Here is a 26,785-nt window from a genome sequence, read left to right as displayed (position 1 = left end):
CAGGCTTCAAAGTGGTTTTCTATTATAGCTCCAACACATGCCCTCCATCGAAGAAGTAAAGATACTTTTCAGAAACTGTTTCTTTCCAAATGGATTCTAATGCACGGGTATATAATTCAATTTGCACCCTGTATCGTTCTTCAAGAACGGGCTTCGCCTCGGCAAACCCATCTTTATATCGGTCATGAATGCCGTCGGTTTTGTAATCCAGCAGTACGATTCCAAACTCATCCCGGAATACACAATCGATGACCCCTTGAACAAGAATCGTTTCTTCCGGGGCACCTTCCCCTGTTTCCGAAATCTCACTTAGAGGGACGCTCATGCTGAAAGGAATTTCCCGTTGTATATTCGTTGCACGGGCCATACGCTGACCGAGGTCGCTTTGGAAAAATCCAACGATGTTTTCTAATGAGATTGCCCTTTTCTGTTCTTCCGTCAGAATTTCTTTGTGTACCAGATTTAACAATAACTCTGCAACATCTTGTTCTGTGGGTACACCATCTGCTATAGAGATATGCTGCATGACGGTGTGCATGGCTGTTCCTCTTTCAGCAGGAGACAGCTCTTTAGACTGCATAAATTTTGGCCGGTTGTACACAGGCTTTTGATGGCGCCGAAGAATATCGATACTCGATGCTTCATCCCTTATTTCCACCATTCGCTTCAGCTCAGAAACCGACTGCTTCGAGCGAAGGTTAGTAGCGCTCAGATGTGGATACTTCCACGACAAACGGTGCAATACCTCTTCTTTATGTTTGGACTCAATTTCCACTTCCCCGCCATTCTTCACCTGCTCTTTCCAATTGTCATCTTCATCCAATGACTCATCGGCTTCTGCATCCATCTCAGACTTATGAATCGTCGTGATATTCCAACAAGAAGGATGCTTTAGAATTTCTTCATTGATCCCACTTCCTTCTAAAACCGCCTCTCCTCCAAGGTCTCCACAATGGGGGTGCCGCATGAGGGACGGACCTATCCAATCAAGATAAGAGCTGGCCCCGGCCCGGTCAAAGTCAGATAACAACCATTCTGTCTGTCCTAAAGCCCCCCTCCATTTCTTAAGTGATTTCTCTAAGCTTTTCACGGTTCCCACTAAGAATAGTTTCTCTTTTGCACGGGTTAACGCAACATAGAGCACCCGCATTTCCTCTGAGATGGCCTCCATGCGCTTCTTCCGCTTAAATGCCAGCTGGGGAAGGGATGGATAACTGATTCGCTTCCCCGGGTCTGTATACTTTGTAGCCAAACCTAGATCTTTATCTAATAAATAGGAAGCGTTCAAGTCCATAAGATTGAATTGCTTCGACGTGCCAGCGACAAAGACAACCGGGAACTCAAGCCCTTTACTGGAGTGAATGGTCATTAAGCGGACCACATCTTCCTGTTCACTGAGAGCTCTCGCAACCCCGAGGTCATCTCCTCTTTCCCTCATCCGATCAATGAATCGCAGGAAGCGGAATAACCCTCTGAAGGACGTTGATTCGTATTGGCGGGCACGGTCGTATAGTGCCCGAAGATTTGCCTGACGCTGTTTCCCGCCGGCCATTCCTCCGACATAATCATAGAATCGGGTGTCCCGGTACAATTGCCAGATCAGCTCCGTAACCGAACCTTGTCTAGCCTTTGTCCGCCAGTTTTGCAGATGATACAGAAACACTTTGACCTTTTCAAATGTTTCTTCTTCACGAGAGTTACTTGGTTTTTCACTTGCAAATTTCTTCAAGGCTTCGTAATACGTTCCCGCTCTAGAATGGATTCGAATGCTTGCAAGCCCCTGCTCATCCAGTCCAACAATCGGGGAACGAAGAACCGATGCCAGGGGGATATCCTGATAAGGATTGTCAATCACTTTCAGGAGTGAAAGCATAATCGCGATCTCGGTTGCTTCAAAATAGCCAGTAGACAGATTTGCATAAATCGGAATTCCCTGCCGTTTGAATTCTTCCATGATTTCTGCCGCCCAAGGCATGGAACGAAGCAAAATCACAATATCCTTGTACTGAATCGGACGCTCGGTTTTCGTTTTGGCATCATAGATCGGTGTACGCCCTTCAATCATGCTCTTCACTTTATTTGCCATATAGCGGGCTTCAAGTACGGATTTCTCAATATCACCCTCGTCAAAAATGGAGAGTTCCACTTCATTACCAGCCGATGAAGCTTCCTCTGATTCCTGATCAATGATCGCTACTTCGATCGGATACTCTTTCTCTTCAGGATAAGGAGCACCTTTCACAAGCTCTGCTTCCCGGTTGTATTCCATCTCACCAACCGAGGATCCCATTATTTGCTTAAATAAAAAATTTGTTCCCTCTAATACTTCCTTCCTGCTTCTGAAGTTTTGAGATAGATCGATCTTTAATCCCGCTTCCCCGCTTACTGGAAGAAAGCGGGTATACTTTCCTAAAAACAAATTCGGTTCAGCCAATCGGAAGCGATAAATGGACTGCTTTACATCTCCTACCATGAAACGGTTCCCTACTTCTTCCCGTTCTTCAGTGATTAGAAGAAGAATTGATTCCTGTACCATATTCGTATCCTGATATTCATCGACGAGTACTTCTTTGAATTTCTTTTTATATTGCTTTGCAGCCTCTGAAGGAAGTAAAGCATCTGATGCAGGGTCACGTAAAATATCGAGACAAAAATGCTCTAAATCGGCAAAGTCAACAAGTCCCTTCTCTTCTTTCACTTGCCGGAAACGTTTGCCGAATTCCACGACCACTTCTGCCAATGTGTGAATCACTTCCTTCATCTTTTTCATGTCTTCGATGAATGACTCCGGCCTTCTCGAAAAGAAATCCTCCTGGAGCTTCTCCAACGTCTTCTTTCCTTGATCGCGAAGTTTTTTCGCTTCATCAACGATATCCTTGTTATAATCGTCCCCCCGGCAAGCTTTTAGCTTGGTGAAGGGTAAGGTTTGAATGGTTTCATATATAGTATTCCAAGAAATGTGCAAGCTTTCCTCGAGGCTCTCGACAATCTCTATATCGCTTAGAAAGTTTTCCGCTCTCGGGCCCGGCCCTCCAGGAACCCGTGTCAGATCCATTGCACGCTGAAACAAGTTTTTCGCCCCATGAAGCTGTAAGCGAATATCTGTCAGAAGCGGCTGAATGAAGGAAAGCTGATCGATTTCTACACCTTCTTGGATGTCATACATCTCTTCCAGCCCTCTCAGCCATTCGTCCGGGTTCGGATGTGAGCGTGAAAAGTCATACAGCTTACGGATCATATCCTGTAGGGCCCCGTCACTTCTATCATTGGTAAATGTATCTACCAGTGTAAAGAAATCATGATTATGTTCTTTGCCGTATTCCTCCTCAAACAGCTCATCAAGCACTTCATCCCGGAGCAGATCGCCTTCTGTTTCATCGGCAATCCGAAAACCCGGGTCTATATCGATAAGATAATAATATTTACGAATCACTTCAAGGCAAAAAGAGTGAAGAGTCGAAATGGAAGCCCGGTTCAGTAAGCTCAGCTGCTTTCTTAAATGATGGGAATGGGGATCGTGATCAATCGCTTTTTCCAATGCCTGCCCGATCCGATGTCTCATCTCAGCGGCCGATGCATTGGTAAAGGTTACAACCAATAGTTCATCCACATCCATTCTGTCTTCTTCAGAAAGGATTTTCTGAATGATCCTCTCTACAAGAACCGCGGTTTTCCCTGATCCTGCAGCAGCTGCTACGAGAATGTCCTGGCCTTTCGCCCAAATTGCTTTCCACTGATCGTCTGTCCATGTAACATGATCAGGCTTCGCTGGAATCGTACCATTACTCATTGGACTCTACCTCCTCTCTTACTTTCTTTAATAGATCTTCTGGTTTTGCCGTTGGCAGCACTCTGTACTCATTTTCCTCCAGGGACTGATCGAATTGACAAACGGAACGGAACGAACAGAATTGACAAGGTGTCCGATCCTTAAGCTTGTAAGGTGTAATATTGGTCTCGCCTGAAATGATCCGGTTCCCCGACGCTTCGTAGAGCTTTCTCAGATGCTTGCGCATATAGTGAAAGTCTTCCTGTGAAGCAGCCTTCGAACGGGAGGATAATGATCCATCCTTCTTGATCCCGGCAGAGATGATATCTGAGTTCCCCGTATCTAGCGTTTGATCCATTAACCGAACGATGTCAGAGTCTCCCAGAACGAGTCCCTTCATCTTAAAACTCTTAAAGATTTCCTTTTCAATCTGATCCATCGTCAAGATTTTCTTACTATTGATCATAGGGTTATGAACGTGGAAATAGAGCACACCTGCAGGCTTTGCTTCCTTCCCTACAAATTGTTTAGAGTTCGTTAACACAATGTCTAAATACGTCAGCATCTGAAGCGCTAATCCATAGTACACTTCCGTCATATCCAAATCTCTCGCACTCGATTTGTAATCAACAATTCTAAGGTAAACTCCACTTGTATCCTCTGCTTTGTCTACCCGGTCGATTCTTCCCTGAAGCTCCATTTTCGTTCCATTCCTCAGTTGGAACTGGAACGGAGGGAGGGTCGCATGGGGACCAAATCCAAGCTCCACCCCGACAGGAACAAATCCACTCGCCTTCGCATGCTCACTAAGAATGAGGCTCGCACGGCTTATGATTTGCTCAAGCTTCTGAGCGATATAATAATGGCGGTTTGAGCTTAATAGAATCTGGTGCTGAAGCTTCGGTGCCAGCATCAAGACCGCTTCTTTAGCTAGCTTGAGACACTGTGCTTTTGATAAAGATGCCCAGGTCAGACCATGACGTTCGACTTCTTCTGATATCCATTTAAGAGCGGAGTGGAACATCTCCCCGATATCAGGAGCCTCCAGTTTAAAGAAATCCCGTTCTCTAAGCTTCAATCCGTGACTGGCGAAATGGGAAAACGGACAGCTATGGAAAAGCTCCATTCGGGATACACTCGCTAAAATATGGTCACCATACAGATCCCTGCTCGTATCCTCTGAAAGCTGATTCGCCCGATTCTGGTAGAAGAGACTGGATAAAATATGCTGTGAGTGCCATTTCCAATCGTTTGACGTTGCATAGAAATTATACACATCCCACCAGAAATCATAGATCGGATATTCCCGTTTCTTCATCTGTAATTGCGATGTTAAATGAGAAATCGTCACATTGGGATGACACACATAATGAAGCTGCTCTTCCTCAGAAAGCTCCGATGGTTCATTAAACAGAAGCTTCGTATTTGCATCCGGAAACATTTCATTCAGCCTTTTGATGAACGAGGATGCTAATAACGCTTTTCCTTCTTCATTGGCAATCGGATAGCTGACGAATAATCGTTCACTCGGAGTCGTAAAGGCTTTATATGCCACAAACTCCTCGTCCAGCAGCTTTGTCCTGTTACTGGGAGCTATCTTGAAGCCCCTATTGATCAACGATTCACGGTCTTCATCAGACAGGACTCCGTCTTCATTCATTTTCGCCGGCAGCACACCATCATTCACTCCGATGATGAAGGCTGCTTTAATGTCTCCGAGTCTTGATTTCTCAAGATCTGCAATAATGACCTGATCGATGGCAGGGGGAACTAACGAGAACTGCATCGTTTCGATTCCTGCATCCAAAATGGAAGAGAATTTCTTCATCGTTGTTTCCTCATCGCCGAGCATTTCTACATATTGATCAAGCAGGTCCATCACGGCTGACCACGCTTGATCGTGCTCCCTTGCCGCAATCAAGTCGCCTTTTTCTTCTGCTTCAATACGCATACGTTCAAGCTTAGCCGGAATATCCAACTCTTCCAGATACAGATAGAGAGTTTCACAGAATTCCCGTCCCGTGGATTGCTTTTTCAATCGTTTTCCGAGACGTATGATCGGCGCAGAAATAAATAAACGAAGCTCATTAATTTCATGCTCAAGTTCCTTTTCACGGTCGGTTTGTGGTGCATCTACATGCTCAAGACCACGGAAGCGACGGTATTTCCAGCGATCTTTCTTCGTCCAGCGGTCCCCTTTGATCCCATATGCCAGCACATAGTTCTCCAATCGGTCCATCTTTTCACGCAGATCGGTTGGATTTTTCTGATAAGGAAACAAGAGGTCTGTTTTCACCGCCCGGAAGACAGGCTCGTATCTCCAATTCGTGTTCATGATTTCCATAGTCGAACGAATCAACTCAATTAAAGGGTGATTCAACATCGTCCGCTTCTGGTCAAGGAAAAATGGAATACTATAGTCTTGAAAAATGGTTTCGACCTTATCACGGTAATCCTGACTGTTTCGAACCAGCACCGCGATATCCTTGTAGCGATATCCCTTTTCCCGGGCAAGCTTCCTTATTTCCCTTGCTATCCCTTCGACCTCTGCCCGGCGATTAGAGGCTTCCAGAAACTCAATGGATCCTTTTGCTTCTTCGCATGGAACAGTTGGCCGGTCCTCAAAATGACGTTCCAGATGCAGCATCGTGTCGTTATGATAACGAATCGGCTTCACTAACACATCTTCCTCTACGGATTTCCCTGCTCCATAGCAAATATCCTTAAGAGTGTGGTAGGTTTCGTTCGTCATCCGATACAAGCTTAATTGGTTCATAGCACCCAATTGCTGTTCCGGATCGGTGGTGAGGGCAACCGTCACCTTCTTGCTGTGCTGGATGAGCTGATCGATAATGAGATATTCCTGCGGTGTAAAACTATGAAAGCCGTCTATGTAGATCTCTGCCTTACTGAGAAGTTCAGAGTTTTTCACATTATCAGCCAACAATTGAAAGTAATCTTCTGAATCAATGTATTTGCCCAGGAGCTTCTCTTCAAAAGTTTCATAAATCAGTTCAAGATCATGAAGCTTATCCTTCAGCACCTTTGACTCCCGCTCATCTTCCCCATCAAGATGCCGGAGATCCTGTGGCGAAATACAATAGCGCTTAAATTCCGTCAACATAGTTTCTACATGATGAATGAAACCCGGCTTATCCGCGGCCTTCGAGAAAATAAGGAGTCGATCTTTGTTTTCATCTATAATCTTTCGAATCATCATATTTAAGCCAACATCGGATAGGTGATAGCGGCTCATTCCGCCCGTTTCCTGCAGAATCTTCCACGCGAGCCTGGTGAAACTGAACACTTGTCCACGAATCATCCCATTTAAACCGGGTGTATTGACAAGATCGTATTCCGATATAAATGACATCTGATCAGGTACGATATAGATGATGGGATCCCCATTCGGCTCTTCCAATAAGCTCTGCTTCATCTCATTTAATATGCGATGTGTTTTCCCCGTACCAGAGCGCCCGAGAATAAAACGTGCAGCCATCCTCTCACTCCCTTTCTTATTCTAATATCTATTGTAACCATGAGGCAGGTTGAATTTTTGTATAGGTTCATTATAGTACACAGGAACAAATCTTTCCCGTCTCAATCTTTATTGAAAAAATTTGGAACATCCGCATACAGTAAAAAGAGGTAGGTGATGGGATGATGAATCAATATTTTAACAGAATCGCCTCTGTTCTTGTTGTGATGGCGATTATGGTAGCCTGTAATATTTACACGTTCATTCCAATCTACAGGAATATCGCTTCCTCCCTGTCCATCGCACAAAGTGAAGTCGTTATTGCAGGAAGCTCATTTATCTTTTTTTACGCCTGTGGACTTCTTACCTTTGCGAATGGCGCAGATCGTTTTGGAAAGAAAGAGATTCTCGTTTGGGGAATGCTTGCCTCTGCAATTTCAACAGGCTTGGTGGGGATTGCAGGTGACTTCTGGAGTTTATTTTTCATACGGGGATTTCAAGGGTTTTGTTTGGGGAGTTTTGCCCCCGTCGCCTTTGCTTATACGTATGATTTGTTTTCTAAAAAAAAACGAACCCTGCTTCTAGCATTTATCAATTCCGGATTTCTTTTCGCAGGCATCCTCGGGCAATTGCTAAGTGAAGGAATCACCCGCTACAGCAACTGGACGACTGTGTTCTTCTTTTTCGCAGTGGTGTACGCCTCCTTATTTTTCATAGGAAAACAAACGCTACCTACAACGTCCACTCGATCCGTTTCCGTCACACACCAAATCGTCACGATTTATAAGCTCCTTTTGAGAAAGGAACTCCTTTACTGCTACGGTATCGTGTTCACCCTTCTTGCCTCTTTTGTTGCTTATTATGACAGCTTGACCAGATACTTGTTTGGAAGTCCCGATGTACTCTTCCTCATCAGGGCAGTCGGAATGATCGGTGTCGGCTTATCGCTCTTTACCGGTCGCCTTCTTGAAGCCATTGGGGTCTATAAAACTCTTTTTATGGGTGTAGCCATTTCCATTACGAGTTTATCCATCGCTTTCATTTATGTGTATATGAGCGAACCGTTTATCATCGTTGTATCTTCTGTCCTCTTTGTTTCCGGCATTTCATTGTTGATTCCAACGGTGATTACCCTAATTGGAGATATGAGTGGTGATGACCGAAGCCAGGCTCTTAGTCTTTACTCCTTTATTTTATTAGGAGGAACCAGCTTAGCTCCTTTAGTGATCATGCAGCTTACTTACGTTCAATCGTTGTTTCTGTTACTGGGATGCTTTTTGTTTCATGCCTGGATGGGAGTGTTGTTGTATGTTGAGCGGAGGAGACGGGGGACGGGGGATTAGTACCAGTCCTCCATTCTCTCCTGAAGATTTGAGGTGTGGAGCTCGAATTGGATATTGTCCGTGGCAAGGAAATTGACACTCCACCCTTTCCCTCTTCTTAAAGGTCCCCTTACAATACACACTTCCTTCTCCTTCAATCGTTGAACAGCCTTAAAAAACTCTTCTTCATTGATGGAAAAGGCGATGTGATCGACCCCATATCCCCTGGACGTTCCGAGGCTGTCTTTTTCCTGGAGACAGATCCAAATCGGACCCCATTCCAGATAAGCATCCATTCTCCCTTTATGTACAAGCACTGCCTGCAGGATTTCCATATAATAAGTCAGCGATTCTTCTAAACTACTAACGTTGATTGTCAGATGATTAAAGCCGGTTATGTTCACATATTGTCCTCCTTTCGTTTGGATATGTCCGTTTATTATGTCAGCAGGATAAATCGAGGAACTTTGTAGAGAATTTATACCTACCGACCTATCCATCGGGTAGTTAATTGCGTCTTTTGGGAAGGGTATTGCGTCTTTTTTTGATTAATTGCGTCTTTTTTTGATTAATTGCGTCTTTTCGGAAGGCGATTGCGTCTTTTTTTGATTAATTGCGTCATTCCGTATGGTTATTGCGTTATTTAACAAATAAAGGAAGTTGACTGAGCGCTCGATCCCACCACCCCACCCACACACCAAAAAAAGAAGGACACCATCATCCTTCTTTCCACTCATCTACTAATAACCCATACAGGATCATGTCATAACGATTCCCGTCTCTTTGCAGGAACTGACGGAAACTTCCTTCTTTTGTGAATCCAAGTGATTCATATAAACGGATCGCTCTCTCATTATACGAAAATACCGTTAACTGAAGACGGTGTAAATTCAACTCATGAAAGGCATACGCCAAGAGACACTGCATGGCTTCCCTGCCGAATCCATTCCCCCATGACTGCTCGTCACCGATGGATATTGAAATCCAGCCCACACGATGGGTCCAGAGAATTCCGTCCAACTCAACAAATCCGATGATCCTTCCGTCATCCTTCAGCCGGACCGCAAAACGAAAGGCGGTGTCTCCCGGATCCCCCATCCATTTTTTAATCTCTTCGTCTGTTTTAGGCTTATGGGGGAGAGCATCCAGTAATCTCTGAACTTCTTCATTTTGATTCCATTCCCTTATGGCCGTAACATCTTCTTCCTGAAATCCGGAAAGATAAATTCTTGTACCCGTCAATAACCGTTTCATGTCTTTTTCACCTCGACGTATGTATTTCGGGGCGTACCTCTCCGATTCCTTTATTGCCCTTGAAAAAGTTTCGTGAGTGCCTTTTTGTTTACTTTTCCCACATCGGTTTTAGGAAGTTCTTCGATGAAATGATAGTTCTTAGGAATCTTAAACTTCCCAAACTTCTGCAAGCAATACGTTCTCACATCCTCTGCTGTCATGGACTCGCCTTTTCGAATCCTGATATAGGCCGTGACCACCTCTCCCCACTTTTCATGAGGGAGTCCAATGACCGCACACTCAAGTATGGCTGGATGCTCACATAACCAATGCTCGATCTCTTGAGGATAAATATTTTCCCCCCCGGAAATGATCATGTCTTTTTTTCGACCAACAATATAATAATCTTCATCCACATCATATTTCGCCAGGTCACCTGTATGTAACCACCCGTCTTTGAGAACCTCTTTCGTCTGCTTAGGATTCTTCCAGTACTCCTTAAATAAATGGTCTCCTCCTAACAGCAGCTCCCCCACCTCTCCCTGACCGACAGGATTTCCGGCTTCATCAATCACCTTTACCCGATTCAACATCATCGCTTTACCCACAGAACCCTTTTTCATCCGGGAAGGATCAATATAAAAATTATTAGGTCCCGCTTCGGTTAAACCATATCCTTCTTTAAACGGTATCTTCTTTTCCTTAAAGAACTCATATACCTTTCCGGGGCAAGGGGCTCCTCCTGAAAGAAACACCTTCATTTTTGGAAATGGAGTATGTTTAAAATCCTCATTTTCCATAAGCAAGTGATACATTGTCGGGACAAGTAGAACAATGCTGCATCCGTATTCGTTCAGGACATGTATCACTTGGTCGGGGTCAAACCTTTCAGCAATCACGACCTTCCCTCCCACCATCAAAAGAGGGATTGACAGAGCATTTAACCCTCCCGTGTGAAAGGTAGGTAAATACGTCAGCGTGCAGTCTCCCTCTGTCAAGTTCCAGCTCACCACTGTGTTCAGGGCATTAGCAGTTACCGATCGATGAGAAAGAACCACTCCCTTGGGACATCCCGTCGTTCCACCTGTATAAATCATCACCCAAGGATCCGAGGCTGACAGAGTAGCAGATTGAGGTATACCCTGTTTTTGGGAGTAAACAAAGGTTGCGATTTTATCCATACAGTGTTGTTCTGCTACGTTTTCAAGGTCTGAAACAAGAGATTGAAAGTCTTTTTTATATAAAATCAGGCCGGGTGTACAATTGGCTATGATCGACCCAATCTCAGCAGCGGATAATCGCCAATTAAGAGGTACAAATACAGCCCCTATTTTTCCACAGGCAAATAAGAGCTCGAAGCAGACTGTATGATTAGTGGATATGAATACCACACGGTCCCCTTTCGATATTCCTGTATCATGCATATATTGAGCCCACTTAGACGCCCGTTCATCTAAGGTGCGGTAATCAATCGTTTCATTGGTAGGAGCATTGATTAAAGCAACGTGATCAGGAGAGATCATTGATCGCTTCTGCAACCAATCTGTTACACTTTCCATATTCATCTCCTCCTTTGGATGGTTGCTTTCATGATAGATGTCGGGGGTTACAAATGAGTTACAGAAAAGGAACCTAGCTTCCACATTAAAAAAGGGCCTGGAAGAGTCCAGGCCCCGTGCTGCTTACCAGATCATTTCCGCCCACTCGGGGTGGTCAATGAATGGATTTCGATTTCCTTGATATTGTTCAAAAATAATATTGTTGCGTCTGATTTCCCTCGCATCGACAGGGTCTTGTTCATTCCATTGAAGGAGAACTGACATTTTCCCGTGGTACGGGGCACTTCCATTGTTGACGTTGTTATTGATTTCTAAATCGAGTTCTCCACTGTCCCCTTCATAGCGGACGGCCATGTAGAAGATCATACGGGCGACGTCACCTTTCACTTCATCACGAGGCTCCCAGGAATCGCCATCATAATAGTTGCCTGGCGCTTCGCTATGCTGAGTTCCACCATTGTCAAAATCAAGATTACTTCTTGTGGAATTGACCGTTACATCTGTTGGTCTTAAGTGATGAAGGTCCGTCCCCGGTCCTTGCGCTGTTCCGAAGTCACCGTGGGATTTCGCCCACACGTGCTCACGGTTCCAGTCGTCGACTCCACCGCCGTTTGTCGTTTTCGATTGGGAGCGTCCTGAGTACAGGAGTATCACATTATTGGGATTGTTCGGATCTTCATCTGTGTTACGCAATGCTCCCCATACATCACTGTAAGAAAGAGTTTGATGATCATCAATGATGTTATGTAGTGCTGTTTTTAAAGAAGACCCCGTCTTTCCTTCAGCGGTATTATAGTATTCTTCATAGGCTGGCGGGTCGGTTGGTTCAGTTGGAGGATCAGTCGGATCAGTGCCTCCATCTTCCACTGATTCAAATGCTGACGTAGACTTCACTCCCGGATGAGAGAAATATGCCGTTAAACTTCCAGTCACTTTGATTTTTTCGCCGATCAGGCCTGGGTTACTTTGCAGTCCATAGTTTGAGCGGTAGGAAGATGGAATTTGAACATATACCATATCATCCGTGTTGGATTCTGAAGGGGAATCTGCCAAAGCTAAAGCATAATCATTTGGAAAATTGCTCGTGACAACGGATGACGTAGAGGTCGGCTGCCCGACCACATATCCTTCCACCGACTGAGTGGAACCATCTTGATTGGACAATGCCTGATCAACAGTAAATGGCGAACTCCACGTCCCGTTTCCCGCTGCACTCATTTGACTCGGAGATACTTGACCACACGCAATCATAAAAATAATTAAAACAGAAAAAATGCTGATGATCTTTTTGTTTACAACCTTCAAATTGCTTCGCCTCCTCTAAAAATGACTATATATTTAGCGTACATTACATATTGTCAAAATAGGGTAAATTTTGTGTAAATGCGTGAAAATGAGTCTATTATCATAGGGTTGTGATTGGTCTTAACGGGGGGAGACGTTCTTTCCGTAATTGGTGAGGGTCTCCTTCCCACACTAAAAATCCCACAAAAAAAGCACTAGCCCCATCCAGAGCCAGCACTTCCTCTTCTTACATCCCTTCAACCAACACCGAAGCGCCCATTCCGCCGCCGACACATAATGAAGCAATTCCCTTTTTCAATTCACGACGCTTCAATTCATGCAGTAAAGACACAACGAGTCGTGCACCTGTGCAGCCAACTGGATGACCGATACTGATTCCACTTCCGTTCACATTTACCTTTTCCCGGTCGAGACCAAGCTCTTTTTCGACAGCTAAATACTGTGCTGCGAATGCTTCGTTAATCTCGAATAGATCGATCTCATCCAGAGACCAATTTTTCGCTGTATGTAGTCCTTTTTGAATGGCTGGTACAGGACCGATCCCCATCACTTTCGGATCCACGCCTGCTACTGAGTAGCCAACGATTCTTCCTAGGGGCTGAAGTCCTCTTCGCTCGGCTTCTTCTTCACTCATGAGGATCAGTGCCGCCCCTCCATCATTGAGACTTGAAGAATTCCCGGCAGTCACCGTGCCGCCTTCACGGAATGCAGGCTTTAATTTCTGCAGCTTTTCTACTTTCAGCCCGGCTCGGGGACTTTCATCTTTATCAATCACCTTTTCACTCTTACGTTCCTTTACTGTAAGTGGAAGGATCTGTGAATCGAAATATCCATTCTCCATCGCGGCGGCTGCACGCTCATGGCTTAACACCGCATATTCGTCCTGCTCTTCCCGGGAGATCGAGTGAATTTCTGCTAGGTTCTCGGCTGTTTCTCCCATCATGATGCCGTGGATCGGATCTTCAAGCACCTCCCAAACGGAATCCCGAATTTCACCGTGTTGCAGCCTTTGACCGAAGCGGTGCTGCTTTAGAATATATGGACTGGAGCTCATCGCTTCTACTCCACCTGCCAGGACAATATCAGATAAGCCTGTTTGAATTTGCATGGCTGCTGAAATGATTGCCTGCATCCCGCTGGCACATTGTCGTTGAATCGTAAAGCCTGTCGTCGTGTCGTCAAACCCGGCAAGTAGCGCTGCCGTTCTTGCCGTGTTAGGCTGGTCGGTCCTCTGAATACAATGCCCGAGGATCACTTCATCAATATCACTTGCCGAGAGCCCGCTTTCTCTCGCCGCTTCTTTCATAACAGGTACAATCAGATCCGTCGGTAGCAGATCTTTAAATGCTCCACCAAATGCACCAACCGGCGTACGCAGGGCCGATGTAATCACTACATTTCTCATTTTGTCACTTCCCTTTCCTATCAGTTACATCATGATGCCGCCATCTACATGCAGGACTGTTCCATTTACATAGTCACTATCATCAGATGCCAAATACAAGTAAGCTTTTGCGATATCATCCGGTTTCCCTAGTCTGCCAAGCGGTATCATCGCCTTCATTTGATCGATGACTTTTTCCGGAACGGCTGCCACCATACTCGTTTCGGTGAATCCGGGCGCGACTGCGTTCACGTTGATACCTTTACGCCCCAATTCCTTCGCCCATGTTTTCGTCATTCCGACCACGGCAGCTTTTGTTGCCGCATAGTTGGTTTGTCCGACATTTCCGTAAACCCCACTTACAGAAGACGTGTTGATGATTTTCCCTTTTCCATTATCGATCAAATGGGGGAGAACCGCTTGGGTACAATTGAACACACCTGTCAAATTCACATCCAGCACCTTTTGAAAGTCTTCCGGTGATAACTTATGAATCATACCATCTCTTGTAATTCCAGCATTGTTTATTAAAATATCGATTTTACCAAATCGTTCTCTTACCTCTTTTACAAAAGAATCAACGGAAGATCGATCTGCTACATCCCCTTGAAAAAAGCATGCTTTCCCCGTTCCCAGTTCATTCAGCTGTCGTGCTTTTTCTTCGCCGACCTCCTGATTGAAGTCGACAAGTGCAACGTGGCATCCTTCTTCCACAAAAATTTTCGCTGCGGCATATCCTATTCCGTTCGCAGCACCCGTAATCAGGGCGACTTTACCTTCCAGTCTCATGCCGGTTCCTCCTTCATCTGCAAAAATGATGTCATTGCGCGAAGCAATTGATCTACATCATCGATGAGCGGTGAATGCCCACTATTCTTTAATTCAACAAATGTAGCGTTTTCTCCTATATCTTCGATGGTTTCCTCTGCCATTTCTTTTGTGATCACATAATCACGGTCTCCTCTTAATACAAGTACCGGAATCGAGATGGAGCTCGCCTGGTTCGTTCCATCAACGAGACCATTGTAAGCACTGCTAACATTAAACGTGTTTAAGGCTTGATAAATATGAGCCAAGTTCCGCTGTGTTCTCATATCATCAATGTACGCTTCGTAGCGTTCATCATCGGGCTGGTTGTGCGAATAGATCAGTGAATTCCACAGGGTGCGGAGAAATTCCCGGTTGTTCCCGTCGTATGCTGCTTGGACCGGGACGGTTTTGCCGCTGTCCATCATTATTTCTTCTATCCTACGAAGGCGATTTCCCATATCAGGTGTGCCGTCTGATTTAGTGCCGAAGAATGGGTAACCTCTTGTGGAAGCTGAAGCTAGTAAAATAAGGTTCTTGCAATAGTCTGGATAATCGATGGCAAATTGCATGGCGACTGCACCACCAGTCGACCATCCTACCATTGAAAAGTCACGGAGGCCCAATTCGTCAACCCAATCCTTAATATCGTCGGACAAATCTTTTATACTCGTAATTTCCCGATGATAGCTTGATTCACCAAATCCTCTCATATCAACGGCGTAAATTTTATAACTTTCATCCATTTTATCCAAAACAACATCCCAATGTTTGGATGAGGTCATATTCCCGTGGATAAGCACCAGTGGAATATGTCCCCCGTTTCTTTCCCGATAAGCTAACGTTTCTCCATTCCCAAGCAATACTTTCTTTAGTTGAACCGCTGCCATTTCGTTATCCCCCTTTTTATGAATTCCCCCAAATCATGGTCGTCGCTCCCCAGGCGTACCCAATCCCCGCACTGACCAGCACGACAACATCGCCCTCATTCAGCTTGCCTCTTTCTTCTGCCAGTTCCAGTGACAAAATTTGATCGAATTGGCCGATATGTCCGTATTCTTCCAGATAGATAGACTGCTTTTCAGTGAGTCCCAATTCCTTTAATACATAGCGATGGGCGGACTTTTTCATATGAAGCATGGCTACGTATGAAATGTCCTTTTCTGAGTATCCGCTTTTATATACCGATTCACGTACAACCTTTAAGAAGTGATCCATGGATTTCTGCTCGAGCCTTTTCTTCATTCCTTCCGGATCGGTGACATCCAGCTTATATCGTCCGATAGACTCTCCTGTCAGAGGCTCCTTCGTTCCACCCACCGGGACAATGACATCTTCTGAAAACGAGCCATCGGTGATGATGGACGTTTCCAATACGGCATTTTTCTTAAGACCTTTTTGAAGGATCATCGCTCCGCCGCCTGCTGCCAGGTTGAACATAAAGCGGGTCCTGCTGTTTCGGTAATCGATAAAATCGTTGTTGCGGTACCCTCCTGCAAGGAGCACGGTTTTAACGGAGGGATCCGTTTCCAGTAAGCTTTTGGCAAGCTTCATCGCCATGATCGTGGTACCGCACCGTAACGCCACGTCAAAAGCCCAGGCCCGATAAGCACCGATTTCTTCCTGGAGCTTGATTCCCGCTGTCCAAAGGGGATATTCTTTATGTTCTTCACCAATGTAGATGACTACATCAATATCCTTGGGATCGATACCTGCTTTTTCGATGGCCCGCCTTGCCGCTTGAATGCCCATGGCACATGTATGATCTTCCGGTCCTGGAACCGTTTTCTTTTTGATTCCCATTTTGTTTTCTACAACCTCTAATGGAAGTCCTGCTTTTTCAGCAATTTCCCCGCTTGTCATAGTAGTTGAGGGTAAATATAATCCTGTGCTAAGAATGCCGATCGTCATGAAAGATCCTCCCTTTTAGCTTGCGATGTTTTTCTCTTCCCTGTGCTCTCGTTTCCCTCGTTTTCTTTTCTTGATTTTCTTGAATGACCCCACAATACCCGCCGGGAAGAACATAACCGCCAGGATATAAAGAATTCCGAAGAAAATGATCCAGCGTTCAAAGATCGGATAGGTTTTGGCGAGCTCGGTCAACCAGTGATGGGCAAATTCAATCAGTCCTGCTCCGACGATCGGTCCCACCAGGGTGCCCACTCCGCCAATGATGGTCATCAATAACGCATCAAGGGTGACATCCATCGTGAATACACTCGTGTTCACGAACCGTAGAGACAAGCCGTACAATGAACCTGCGAAACTCGCAATCACTCCGGCAATCACACTGGCTAAAATTTTGTAATGAAGGACCTGGAACCCAAGTGATTCTGCCCTCTGCTCGTTTTCACGAATGGCCTGAAGTACGGACCCGGCAGGAGAATGGGTAAATCTTCTTAATAAAAGAAAGATGACGGCCATGACACCTAGGCATATGAAGTAAAATACCAGACGATCTTTCATTAAATCCGGTGTTCGAAACGTAAACCCATCATTCCCAAACGTCAAGCTTCTCCATTTTTCAGCCCCGACGAGGAATAATCCTGCAAAGGCAAGGGTCAACATCGCATAGAAATGACTTTTAAGTCGTAACGTCAAGAGTCCGACGATATAGCTGACCAATCCTGCTATGACGGAAGCGACCAGGATGGAGACCATGAGCCAAAACATGGTAGGCTCCATTCGGTCGAGAAAAATGCCTGTAGAATAGGCTCCGATACCAAAGAACATGGCATGCCCAAAGGAAACGATCCCTGTATATCCGAGAAGGAGATCGTAGCTCATGGCAAATACGCCGAAGATGAAGACCTGGGTCAGGAGGATCATCATGCTTCTTGAATCATTGAAAAACGGATAGATGATCAGGATCCCTAATGCTATTCCTAAAAATGCGTTCGATCGCTGCTTGAGAATCTTCATTCTGTCACCCCTTTACTGTAAATAGTCCCTGTGGCCTGAAAATCAGTACAAGCGCCATTAATATCATATTGACTGCCAGGGATAATTCGGGCACATAATACGTCATGAACGAGCCTGACAGACCGACTAAGATAGCCGCAAACAACGAACCCGGAAAACTTCCCATTCCCCCGATCACCACAACGATGAAAGCGAGGATCGCAAATTCCATGCCCATCTCTGCATAAATGACACCTGAGTACGGGGCAAGAAGAATTCCTCCGAGGGCAGCCAGGGAAGAACCAACCATAAAGACGTACATAAACATTTTCTTAATATTGATACCAAAGGCTTCCACCATTTCTTTATTCATGACCCCTGCCCGGACGATCAAGCCGATTCTTGTTTTATTCAAAATCAGCTGGATAATCGTGAAAATCAATAATCCAACAAGGATAATGAAGACACGATATTTAATGACAATGATATCCCCGATTTCCCAGCTCCCCGCTAAATAGTCAGGCGCTTTCGCGGATAGCTGGTTCGGTCCCCACACGACTTTCAACATCTCTGAAAGAACGAGCATGAACCCTAACGTAATGAGAATCTGTTGAACATGATTTCCGTAAACCGGCTGTATAATGAATTTTTCTGTCACGAGTCCCAGCACCAATCCGGTTGCAATCGCTCCGATAATGCCTACCATAAAGCTGTCTGTTACGGTATAAACCCAGACGCCGCTGTATGCTCCCCATGCAAATAAGCCTCCGTGAGCAAAGTTCAATACATCCATTAATCCAAATATGAGCGTCAAACCTGCTGCCAGCAGAAAGATCAGCATCCCTGTGGCCAATCCATTAAGTGCCAAGTTAATGATGAGGTCCATCCTCTTCCCTCCTCACGCAATTCCTAAGTATTTCTTCTTCAATTCTTCATCTTTGACCAACGATTGCATTTGCCCATCGTGAACGGTGGTTCCATCGTCGATAATATAGAAACGATCCCCGATTTGACTGGCCATCATAAAGTTTTGCTCAACAAGAAGGATCGTCGTTCTTTCTTTCATTTCTTCAATGGAATGCATCACTTTCTCGACGACAATCGGAGCGAGCCCCTTACTCGGTTCATCGATTAAGATAAGGTCATTATTATTTAAGTACGCCCTTGCAATGGAAAGCATCTGCTTCTGCCCTCCGCTTAAATTCCCGCCGGCCTTTTTCCAGAATTTTTTCAAATCGGGAAACAGATCAATGATCCAATTCATTCGATCCCCGGTCTCTTGATCTTGCGTTTTCATGGCTACCTTCATATTCTCTTCCACTGTCAGGTCTCCAAATATCCCCTGATCCTCCGGGACATATCCGATTCCTTTATTGGCTACTTTAAAGGTGGGAAGCGTGTGAATCTCCTCCTCTTTATAGATGACTTTTCCTGACGAGGGCGGGGTCAGTCCCATGATGCTCCGGAGACTGGTCGTTTTCCCAGCCCCGTTTCTTCCTAGCAGTACGGTTACTTCGCCTTTTTTCACCTCAAAGGAAACTCCTTGCAAAATGTGATACTGACCGATATATGTTTCGATGTTTTCTACTTTAAGCAGTGTGCTCATCGTAAAGTCCCCCTAAATAAGCCGATTGCACTTGTTCATTCTTCATGATTTCCTTTGGATGATCATCAGCAAGCATTCGACCATTGAATAACACCATGATGCTGTCAGACAGATCCATGATCATATCCATTTTGTGTTCAATGAGGACAATGGTTTTATCCCCTTGAGATTTGATGGTACGGATCACTTCCAGGATCGCCGGTACTTCTTCCAGGGACATTCCTGCAGTAGGTTCATCCAATAGCAAAATTTCCGTATCCAGTGCAAGGAGCATGGCGATCTCTAGCTTTCTTTTTTCTCCGTGTGCAAGGTTTACGGCAAGAGAGTCCGCTTTATTCGAGAGCATGACGAGCTTCAATAAGTCATAGGCTTCACTCATGACATCACTGAACGCTTTGATATTCCTGTGCATCACATAGCGGATTCCAAGCTTTGACTGCACGGCCAATCTCACATTCTCTAAAACCGTCAGATTCGGGAACACATTCGTCATTTGAAAGGAGCGACCGATTCCAAGCCTGGCCCTTTTTGTAGGAGAGAGTCTCGTAATCTTTTGTCCTTTCAAAAACACATCTCCGCCAGTTGGCTTTAACTGACCGCTCAGAAGATTAAACAGCGTCGTTTTCCCGGCACCATTCGGTCCGATGATCGACTTGAATTTCCTTTCAGGTACCGAGAACGTTACATCATCGACGGCAATATGACCTCCGAACTTAATCGTTAGATTCTTTGTTTCTAAAATACTCAAGCTTCTTCACCCCGCTTAGATTTCATGAAAGGGGCTGACTGATAACAAAGTGCCAAAACACCCAGTCAGTCACCCCCCTTTTCATTCCTTTAAGTTCGATTTTAGTTACGGATCGGAGGAGCCGTTTCTTCCGGCGAAAGCTCTCTGATCAATACCGGAACAGGATATGGAACTCCCTCTTTCTTCTCGAGCTTGATGGCATATAGCGTTTGTAATGCCTGATGATCTTCTTCCCGGAAGGTCATCGTTCCCTTCGGTGTTTCGAAGCTCATTCCCTCCATCGTTTCAATGAGGGTATCAGGATCTAAATCCCCTTCTGTTTTCTTGATCGCCTCCACAATGGAAATCGCCGAGCTCATCCCACCTGGGGTAAAGAGATCCGGAACGTCCCCGTCATATTTCTTCTTGTGTTCTTCCACTAACCAGTCGTTAATGTCATTGTCCGGCAGTTCATGGTAATAGACACTGAACCCTTCCATCCCCACAAGTGGTTCCATAGCTGATAGAGCAGCAATATCTGGTGCCCCTGTAGAAATTTTGATCCCTTTTTCCTGGAGCTTCATATCCCCGATTTGATTCCATGGAGAGTTCGCACCTGCCCAGATGACAAATAGATAATCCGGTTTACTATCAATGACCTTTTGGATATTCGATGTAAAATCTGTAGCGGCCGGATCTGCATATTCTTCAAGTACAATTTCAGCTCCAAGACCTTCAGCCGCTTCTTTAAAGGCTGCCACCCCGTCGCGGCCAAATGAATAATCCGGTGCCAGTGTAGCGATCTTCACTCCATCCTTCGCAATCGCAGCAGCCCCTGCAACAGCATCCTGTGAAGAGTTACGGGCTGTACGGAAGATATAAGGATTAAACTCTGAACCTGTAATACTATCGGCAACCGCCGGCTCGACAATCATGATCTTTTCGTATTCTTCTGCAAGTGGCAGCACGGCCAGTGTGTCACCTGAGCTTGATGATCCAACCAGGAAATCCACTCCATCTTCTTCTAAAAGCTTCGTCGCTTTTTGAACAGCAACCTCTGGCTTCGTTTCTGTATCTTCAAACACAACTTCTATTTTCTTCCCCGCCACTTCCATCGTTCCATCCGTGGCATACTCGAGGCCTAATTCAAATCCGCGCTGCGTTTGCTTCCCATATGACTCCAGTGCCCCTGTAAGGGAAGCAAGCACCCCGATCTTCACCGTTTCCTGTTCTTTCTCATCTGTATCCCCCGACCCGCCACTGCTTTCTGAGCTGCAGGCACTCGCAGCAATAAGCATGCATGACATCAACATCATTAAAGTCGTCCATCTAAACGATCGTTTCACATTTTCTCCCCCTCGGAATATGAACTAAAGCGATAATAGCTTTGAATTCATCTTAGGTGAGGTGAGTTACAAATGAGTTACATGGGAGTGGGGCGATGTTTTTGAATGGGTTGCGTGCAAATAAGGATTGCAATTGGATAATTATGTTAATCGGCCGGTTTTTTGATGCTTTCGGCCGGATTAAGTGGAAAAACGGCTGGATTCCATGCTATTTCCGCTGGATTATTCGATATTACTGCCGGCTTTCATGCTATTTCCCCCGGATTATTCGATAAAACGGCCGGTTTCCTTGATATTTCGCTGGATTATTCGATAAAACGACTGGATTATTCAAAACTCTAATCGAATATCCTGCGATAATAACCAATGTTCCTACGGTAAATATGATCATGACCCAAGTTCTCATAAAAGCAATTGAGTTCCTGGCTTTCTTCGACCGAATCTCGCAATGTAAATCCATCTCAAAATAAAAAAGGATCAGATCCCCAAAGTGGATCTGACCCTTTCCTTATTCAAATAGCCTTCCTCTTACCTTCGCACCAATGACCATTTCATACATTTGCTGTGTCGCTGTCATGGGATCGACGCCCAGTTCGGATTCGAGGATGTCTTTGCAGCGCTGAAACCACTTAACGGCTTGGGGACGGTTATTCTTTTGATAATAGCCGTACATGAGGATGCGGTAGGCTTCCTCCCAAAGGGGATCATGTTCGATAATCGTCAGGCAGTAATCGATGGCTTCATCGACCCGTTCCATTCTCACTGCGATCTGAGCCCGTTTCTCCAGTCCTCTCAAGTATAGGAGATGAAGTCGCTCCCTTTCCTTCTCGGTCCACCACGCCCCTTTCCGGTCCGGCAAGAACATCCCTTTATAATAGTGGAATCCCCGTTCGAGGAATTGAATGGATTTCTCCACATCGTTTTCTTTTAATCCCTCTGTGATCCAGCTGGTGAATTGATCTGCATCGTATTCGATGTTGGCCATTGGATTCAATCCATACCCTTCCTGATGGCGACCGATAAAGAAAGCTTTTCCCCTTGCTTGACGATTGGGTTCTAATACATTGTTCAGGGCGTTGAGTGCCACCTTGAAGTCACGGTCCGAACCTGTCCCCTCTGGCCACAGTTCTTCAATGATTTCTTCTTTCCGTTTTAATTGGTTCCGTTGAATCAGGAAGTATTGAAATAATTCTTTCGCCTTCTCCCTCTGCCACTGCTTCTCTATGACTTTATGATCGCCTAACCGGATTTCAAAGCGTCCGAGGGTTTGAACTTTGATTGTGTACCCCGGATGGGAGGTGATCGAATCATATCCTGATTTGGTTAAAAGCTGATGACAAAATGAGGCATGAATGCTCTCCTGGTAAGCTTTGACTAATAATGGAATCAGGCTTTGCAGGTCTTTCGGCCCGAATGTAGTCGGCTTGAAAAAGATAAACTCATATTCTCCCATTTGGACTTCATTTAAGCAGGAGGTCATATTTTCAACGAATCTATCGTGATCACCTGTTTTGTAGGCAATTGCGCTTTTCCACAAATCTGTCACCATTTTGCCGTAACGGTCTCCGCACGATTGAAAATGACTGCTCGCCCGTTCAAAGCTTTTCCTTGCCTCTTCAAATTCTTCTTTGTAAAAGTCCGTTATCCCGACGCTCAGAAGTATGAGTGAATATAGCCACATATCTTCTACCTTTTCCGTTTCATGCAAAGCCTCTTCGGCTAATTCCTTTGCACTCTGGAAATCTCCTGATCTGGCATAAAGAATCGACAGTCCCATATATGGTTCTGCTTTTCCCCTTGAAACATTGATCTGACTCATTAATTCTAACGATGTTTCATAGCAGCTTTTTGCAAGCTCTGTGTCGTAATCACTGATGAGCTGAACGGCATGACCCATGCGAATCCAACCGCATGCTTCCACAAAAGGAGACTTCCCTTTGATTCCCTGACTGATCCCCTGCTGAGCTAATGATTTGGCTTCGCTGCCATTCCCCATGAACGATTGAATAAGCGACAGAAGCAATTCTTTTTCCCGATGGGATTGTGGAAGCCGGTCTTCTCCTTCTTTGTAGAGAAGAACCTGTTTTGCTTCTTGAAGCTTCCCTGTTCGGAGAAGCATCCTTGCCTCAAGGTTGCCTTCTTCCTTCATGAAACCGCTCTTCTTTCCTTTGTCATACCAGATTTTCGCCTGAATTGCCTTTCCAGAGTTCACCAAATTCTCTGCTATCAGAACATATAAATGATTTTTTTCGAAAAGGTATTCTTGATCTTCAACCTCTAAACATTCAATGGCTTTGAGTAAAAACCGCTGTGCTTTTCCCGGCTGAATCGTGTCTAAATAGATTCTGCCGATTCCTTCATATGCTTTGCTCAGCATGAGCGCGTCACTCTTTTCCTCTGCCAGTTGAATTCCATGGGTATAGGCTTTTTCTGCTTTTTCGTAGAATGACCGATAACGAAAGAACTCACCTTGATAAAACCAAAGAGGATAATATTGATCCTTTAAGGAGTCTGGAACCTCCCCCAAGTAGTCACCAAGTGTTTCGAGCTGTCCACTTTTCATCATCGCATCCGCTTCACGAACAAGAATAGCGGACACCGCCTCAATGTTTTCCATTTTCATATAATGATGAATCGCTTTTTCCCACTTCCCGTTCTGTTCATAGAATCGAGCACATTTCAGCTGTAATTCCTTATAGAGCCCTATGCTTTCTTCTTTAAATTTCCGTTCTAAAAAAGTTTGGAAAAGGGCGTGAAGTCGATAATGATGTGATCCTTTCATTTCTTGAATAAGGGCATTTTTCTCTGACAGCTGGTTTAACATTTGCCCGGATCCCGGCAGTTCAAAGATGGCTTCGCATGTACGTCCATTTATTTCATCGAGAATCGAGATTTGCTTCAAGAACTGCTGCACGATCGGTGTTTGCTTAGAAAACACCTCATGTGCCAAATAATGAAAGAGCTCTTCAAGGGAGGAATGCTGCTTTTCCACCATGAGAATATCAGGATTCTCTTGAAGCTGCGAATGAATCATACTGACAGCAATGACCCAGCCTTCGGTTAATTCACAAATCGCATCAAGCTGGGATTCGGGAATGACCGTTTCATGAAAGTCCGTTAGAAGTACTTCCACCTCTTCTTTCGTGAGGCACAAATCATTTTCTGTTATCTCTAATAATTGTCGGGATATTTTCAGCTGGATAAATGTGGCCCATGAAGGCTTGGTTCGTGTAGATAGAAAGAAATGAATGTGACCCGGTAAGTGCTCAATGACCTTCTCCATCCATTGATTTATAAGGAAGGAATGGTCCACTAAATGATAGTCGTCGACGATAATGGTGAATGTGTGGGGGATTTTCATGCATTCGTTAATAAACAATGCACTTAATCTGTAGATATCATCATCCTTCATATATTGCCCCATGGACAGAATGGTTTCCCTCAACTCTTCTCCAAAATGAGGGATTTGCTTCTGGATGCTATACACAATATTTGTGACAAACGGAACCAGTCCGTCATCGGTTTGCGTAATCGAGTACCAGCAATGGTTCGGCTTTACATCTTGAAGAAACTGACTGATCGCAGTACTCTTTCCGTAGCCTGCCCCCGAATGAACGATCACCAATTTATAATCTGTAACCGTTCTCATTTTTTTCATTAAGCTTGGCCGCCTAATATATGAATCCTTGACAACAGGCGGCACAAATTTGGTTTCAATGATTGGAATTTCTGTTGTCACACAACCACCCTCAAAACGAACGAATTTTCTTACTATTCTATCATATTTATATTGGGCGATGGAGGACAACTAGTACTTAAGTGGAGAATCTTTTACAAAAAAAAGAATACTGCTCAAGTATTGAACAGCATTCAGGATCGTTAGTTTCTAAATTGTACATCCCATTCGTTGATAGGCCAGTAACGAAGATCCACCTTCCCGACGATCTGTTCACGGTCTATGAACCCGAAGTAGCGACTATCCATGCTTCCCCGGCGGTTATCTCCAAGAACAAATACTTTTCCTTTGGGAACCGTTTGCTCATCTGTGATTTCTTCCAGAGTAAAGTCACCCGTCAGCTTATTTCCGATATACTCTTGCTTGAATTTCTCTAAATAAGGTTCAGGATAGTACTCTCCGTTAATATATAGCTTATCGTCCTTATAAACGACCTTATCACCGGGCAGTCCGATGATGCGTTTCACATAATCCTCATTTTCATTTGCATGAAAGACGACAACATCAAAGCGATCCAAGTCTCCAATATGATAACCGATTTTGTTCACAACAAGCTTATTTCCATCCTGTAGTGTCGGCATCATCGATTCACCTTCGACTACATAGTTGGAGAAGAGAAAGGTTCGAATGATGATAAAGATGATCAGTCCAATCCCTAAGGCTTTAATCCATTCGAGTCCTTCTCTTTTTACCTCTTCTCTCAATTTGATTCCTCCTGCTTTTTCCGTTCAATTCGTTGGTCTATTTCCATTTTCTTATTCAGATGTATCTCAATTCGTTTCCCTACAAACCATAGCACAAAGATAATGGCTGCAACGATCACAGTACGTATTGGCTGTCTTACTAATGATATGATATCATATCCGATAAAACTTATGGTAAAAATCATCACCATTTTCCCTGTTACCACCGCGAGCATATATTGAGCGATGCTGATCGACGACAAACCCGCCACTACATTCACCACGGCAGACGGCGTAAAAGGAAAGCATAAGAGAATGAACAACGGGCCAAACCCATGCTTGTCTACCCATTTCGTCAATCGTTTCACTTGGCGGTTCTTTCTCAGGAAACGAAAAAATCGGGTCTCCCCATACCTTCTTACCAACAAGAATACAATAAGAGCTCCAAGAGTAGCCCCGATCCACGAAAACAGAAACCCCCACCATAACCCGAATGCATTGGCATTCGCCGTCACAAACACAACCAGTGGCAGGAACGGAAGAAATGCTTCCAGCAGCGGCAGCAGGATCCCTGGAATGGGTCCAAACGAACGATACTGCTGAATCAGGTCCATCATATTTTCAAGTGTAAACCATTCTTTTATCGACTTTATATCCATATTATATGTTTCCCCTTAAACGACCATGAACAAATAAACTCATTTCGTTATATCGTTACTTATATTTTCATCATATCACACCAAATCAGGATTTCCATATTGTTATCTCTCGGGTCGTTTTATTAATATAACTTTGCCTAATGAGGGGGGATGTAAACGTTTTGGGGTGGGTTATTTTTTGGGGTGCGTTCTGGAATAGGTTTTGGATTAGGATTCGTTCGTTGGTTCGTCTTTCGTTCGCAAAATTTGTCGGATTTTGTACATTACCAG

Annotated in this window: 19 protein-coding genes; 1 reads left to right on the top strand and 18 read right to left on the bottom strand. The window is 44.7% G+C overall.

What is annotated here, in order from left to right; genetic code table 11:
• Window positions 1-22: 22 nt before the first annotated feature.
• The gene (addA, locus tag AAEM60_RS07970) at window positions 23-3,790 is read right to left on the bottom strand and encodes a helicase-exonuclease AddAB subunit AddA (protein WP_341357790.1); all 3,768 of its coding nucleotides are present in this window, start codon (window positions 3,788-3,790) and stop codon (window positions 23-25) included.
• Window positions 3,783-7,268 carry a helicase-exonuclease AddAB subunit AddB gene (gene addB / locus AAEM60_RS07965; protein ID WP_341357789.1) on the bottom strand — a complete coding sequence of 1,162 codons (3,486 nt, stop codon included), beginning with the start codon at window positions 7,266-7,268 and terminating at the stop codon, window positions 3,783-3,785. The genes addA and addB overlap by 8 nt, the downstream gene beginning before the upstream one ends.
• Before the next feature lie 161 nt (window positions 7,269-7,429).
• Here addB and AAEM60_RS07960 point away from each other — a divergent pair, with 161 nt between their 5' ends.
• On the top strand, window positions 7,430-8,590 hold the full coding sequence (locus AAEM60_RS07960; RefSeq protein ID WP_341357788.1) for an MFS transporter: 1,161 nt from the start codon (window positions 7,430-7,432) through the stop codon (window positions 8,588-8,590).
• Here the strand turns inward: AAEM60_RS07960 and AAEM60_RS07955 are convergent.
• From AAEM60_RS07955 to AAEM60_RS07880, 16 genes are all read right to left on the bottom strand, one after another.
• Window positions 8,587-8,973 carry a VOC family protein gene (locus tag AAEM60_RS07955; RefSeq protein ID WP_341357787.1) on the bottom strand — a complete coding sequence of 129 codons (387 nt, stop codon included), beginning with the start codon at window positions 8,971-8,973 and terminating at the stop codon, window positions 8,587-8,589. The two genes, AAEM60_RS07960 and AAEM60_RS07955, sit on opposite strands and share 4 nt — an antisense overlap.
• Window positions 8,974-9,286: 313 nt before the next feature.
• Window positions 9,287-9,823: a GNAT family protein gene (locus AAEM60_RS07950; RefSeq protein WP_341357786.1), complete on the bottom strand. Its 537-nt coding sequence runs from the start codon at window positions 9,821-9,823 to the stop codon at window positions 9,287-9,289.
• 50 nt (window positions 9,824-9,873) lie between these two features.
• Window positions 9,874-11,361 carry an AMP-binding protein gene (locus AAEM60_RS07945; RefSeq protein ID WP_299740117.1) on the bottom strand — a complete coding sequence of 496 codons (1,488 nt, stop codon included), beginning with the start codon at window positions 11,359-11,361 and terminating at the stop codon, window positions 9,874-9,876.
• Between the two features lie 123 nt (window positions 11,362-11,484).
• Entirely contained in the window at window positions 11,485-12,612 is a 1,128-nt protein-coding gene (locus AAEM60_RS07940; protein WP_299741276.1) for an endonuclease, read from the bottom strand.
• Window positions 12,613-12,892: 280 nt separating this feature from the next.
• Window positions 12,893-14,071 carry a thiolase family protein gene (locus AAEM60_RS07935; RefSeq protein ID WP_299740115.1) on the bottom strand — a complete coding sequence of 393 codons (1,179 nt, stop codon included), beginning with the start codon at window positions 14,069-14,071 and terminating at the stop codon, window positions 12,893-12,895.
• A gap of 24 nt (window positions 14,072-14,095) precedes the next feature.
• On the bottom strand, window positions 14,096-14,839 hold the full coding sequence (fabG, locus tag AAEM60_RS07930; protein ID WP_299740113.1) for a 3-oxoacyl-ACP reductase FabG: 744 nt from the start codon (window positions 14,837-14,839) through the stop codon (window positions 14,096-14,098).
• Window positions 14,836-15,747 (bottom strand): alpha/beta hydrolase, encoded by a 912-nt coding sequence (locus AAEM60_RS07925; protein WP_299740111.1) that lies wholly within the window; start codon window positions 15,745-15,747, stop codon window positions 14,836-14,838. Before AAEM60_RS07925 ends, fabG begins: the two co-directional genes overlap by 4 nt.
• A gap of 16 nt (window positions 15,748-15,763) precedes the next feature.
• A complete protein-coding gene (locus tag AAEM60_RS07920) occupies window positions 15,764-16,768 on the bottom strand; it encodes a 3-oxoacyl-ACP synthase (RefSeq protein ID WP_299740109.1) in 1,005 nt (334 codons plus the stop codon).
• 15 nt (window positions 16,769-16,783) lie between these two features.
• Window positions 16,784-17,779 (bottom strand): branched-chain amino acid ABC transporter permease, encoded by a 996-nt coding sequence (locus AAEM60_RS07915; protein WP_299740107.1) that lies wholly within the window; start codon window positions 17,777-17,779, stop codon window positions 16,784-16,786.
• Between the two features lie 4 nt (window positions 17,780-17,783).
• Window positions 17,784-18,644 carry a branched-chain amino acid ABC transporter permease gene (locus AAEM60_RS07910; protein WP_299740106.1) on the bottom strand — a complete coding sequence of 287 codons (861 nt, stop codon included), beginning with the start codon at window positions 18,642-18,644 and terminating at the stop codon, window positions 17,784-17,786.
• Window positions 18,645-18,656: 12 nt separating this feature from the next.
• On the bottom strand, window positions 18,657-19,364 hold the full coding sequence (locus AAEM60_RS07905) for an ABC transporter ATP-binding protein (RefSeq protein ID WP_299740104.1): 708 nt from the start codon (window positions 19,362-19,364) through the stop codon (window positions 18,657-18,659).
• Window positions 19,348-20,112 carry an ABC transporter ATP-binding protein gene (locus tag AAEM60_RS07900; RefSeq protein WP_299740102.1) on the bottom strand — a complete coding sequence of 255 codons (765 nt, stop codon included), beginning with the start codon at window positions 20,110-20,112 and terminating at the stop codon, window positions 19,348-19,350. The genes AAEM60_RS07905 and AAEM60_RS07900 overlap by 17 nt, the downstream gene beginning before the upstream one ends.
• 101 nt (window positions 20,113-20,213) lie before the next feature.
• On the bottom strand, window positions 20,214-21,407 hold the full coding sequence (locus AAEM60_RS07895) for a substrate-binding domain-containing protein (protein WP_299741275.1): 1,194 nt from the start codon (window positions 21,405-21,407) through the stop codon (window positions 20,214-20,216).
• Between the two features lie 538 nt (window positions 21,408-21,945).
• Window positions 21,946-25,176, bottom strand: a complete 3,231-nt coding sequence (locus tag AAEM60_RS07890; protein ID WP_299740098.1) for a BTAD domain-containing putative transcriptional regulator — start codon at window positions 25,174-25,176, stop codon at window positions 21,946-21,948.
• 140 nt (window positions 25,177-25,316) lie between these two features.
• Entirely contained in the window at window positions 25,317-25,877 is a 561-nt protein-coding gene (gene lepB, locus AAEM60_RS07885) for a signal peptidase I (protein ID WP_299740096.1), read from the bottom strand.
• Window positions 25,874-26,515, bottom strand: a complete 642-nt coding sequence (locus AAEM60_RS07880; RefSeq protein WP_299740094.1) for a TVP38/TMEM64 family protein — start codon at window positions 26,513-26,515, stop codon at window positions 25,874-25,876. The genes lepB and AAEM60_RS07880 overlap by 4 nt, the downstream gene beginning before the upstream one ends.
• Between the last annotated feature and the right edge of the window lie 270 nt (window positions 26,516-26,785).

It is taken from the genome of Rossellomorea sp. y25 (genome assembly GCF_038049935.1).
GTDB lineage: Bacteria > Bacillota > Bacilli > Bacillales > Bacillaceae_B > Rossellomorea.
Note: the sequence above shows the minus strand (reverse complement) of the source record. Positions and strands in the feature narration are given on the sequence as shown.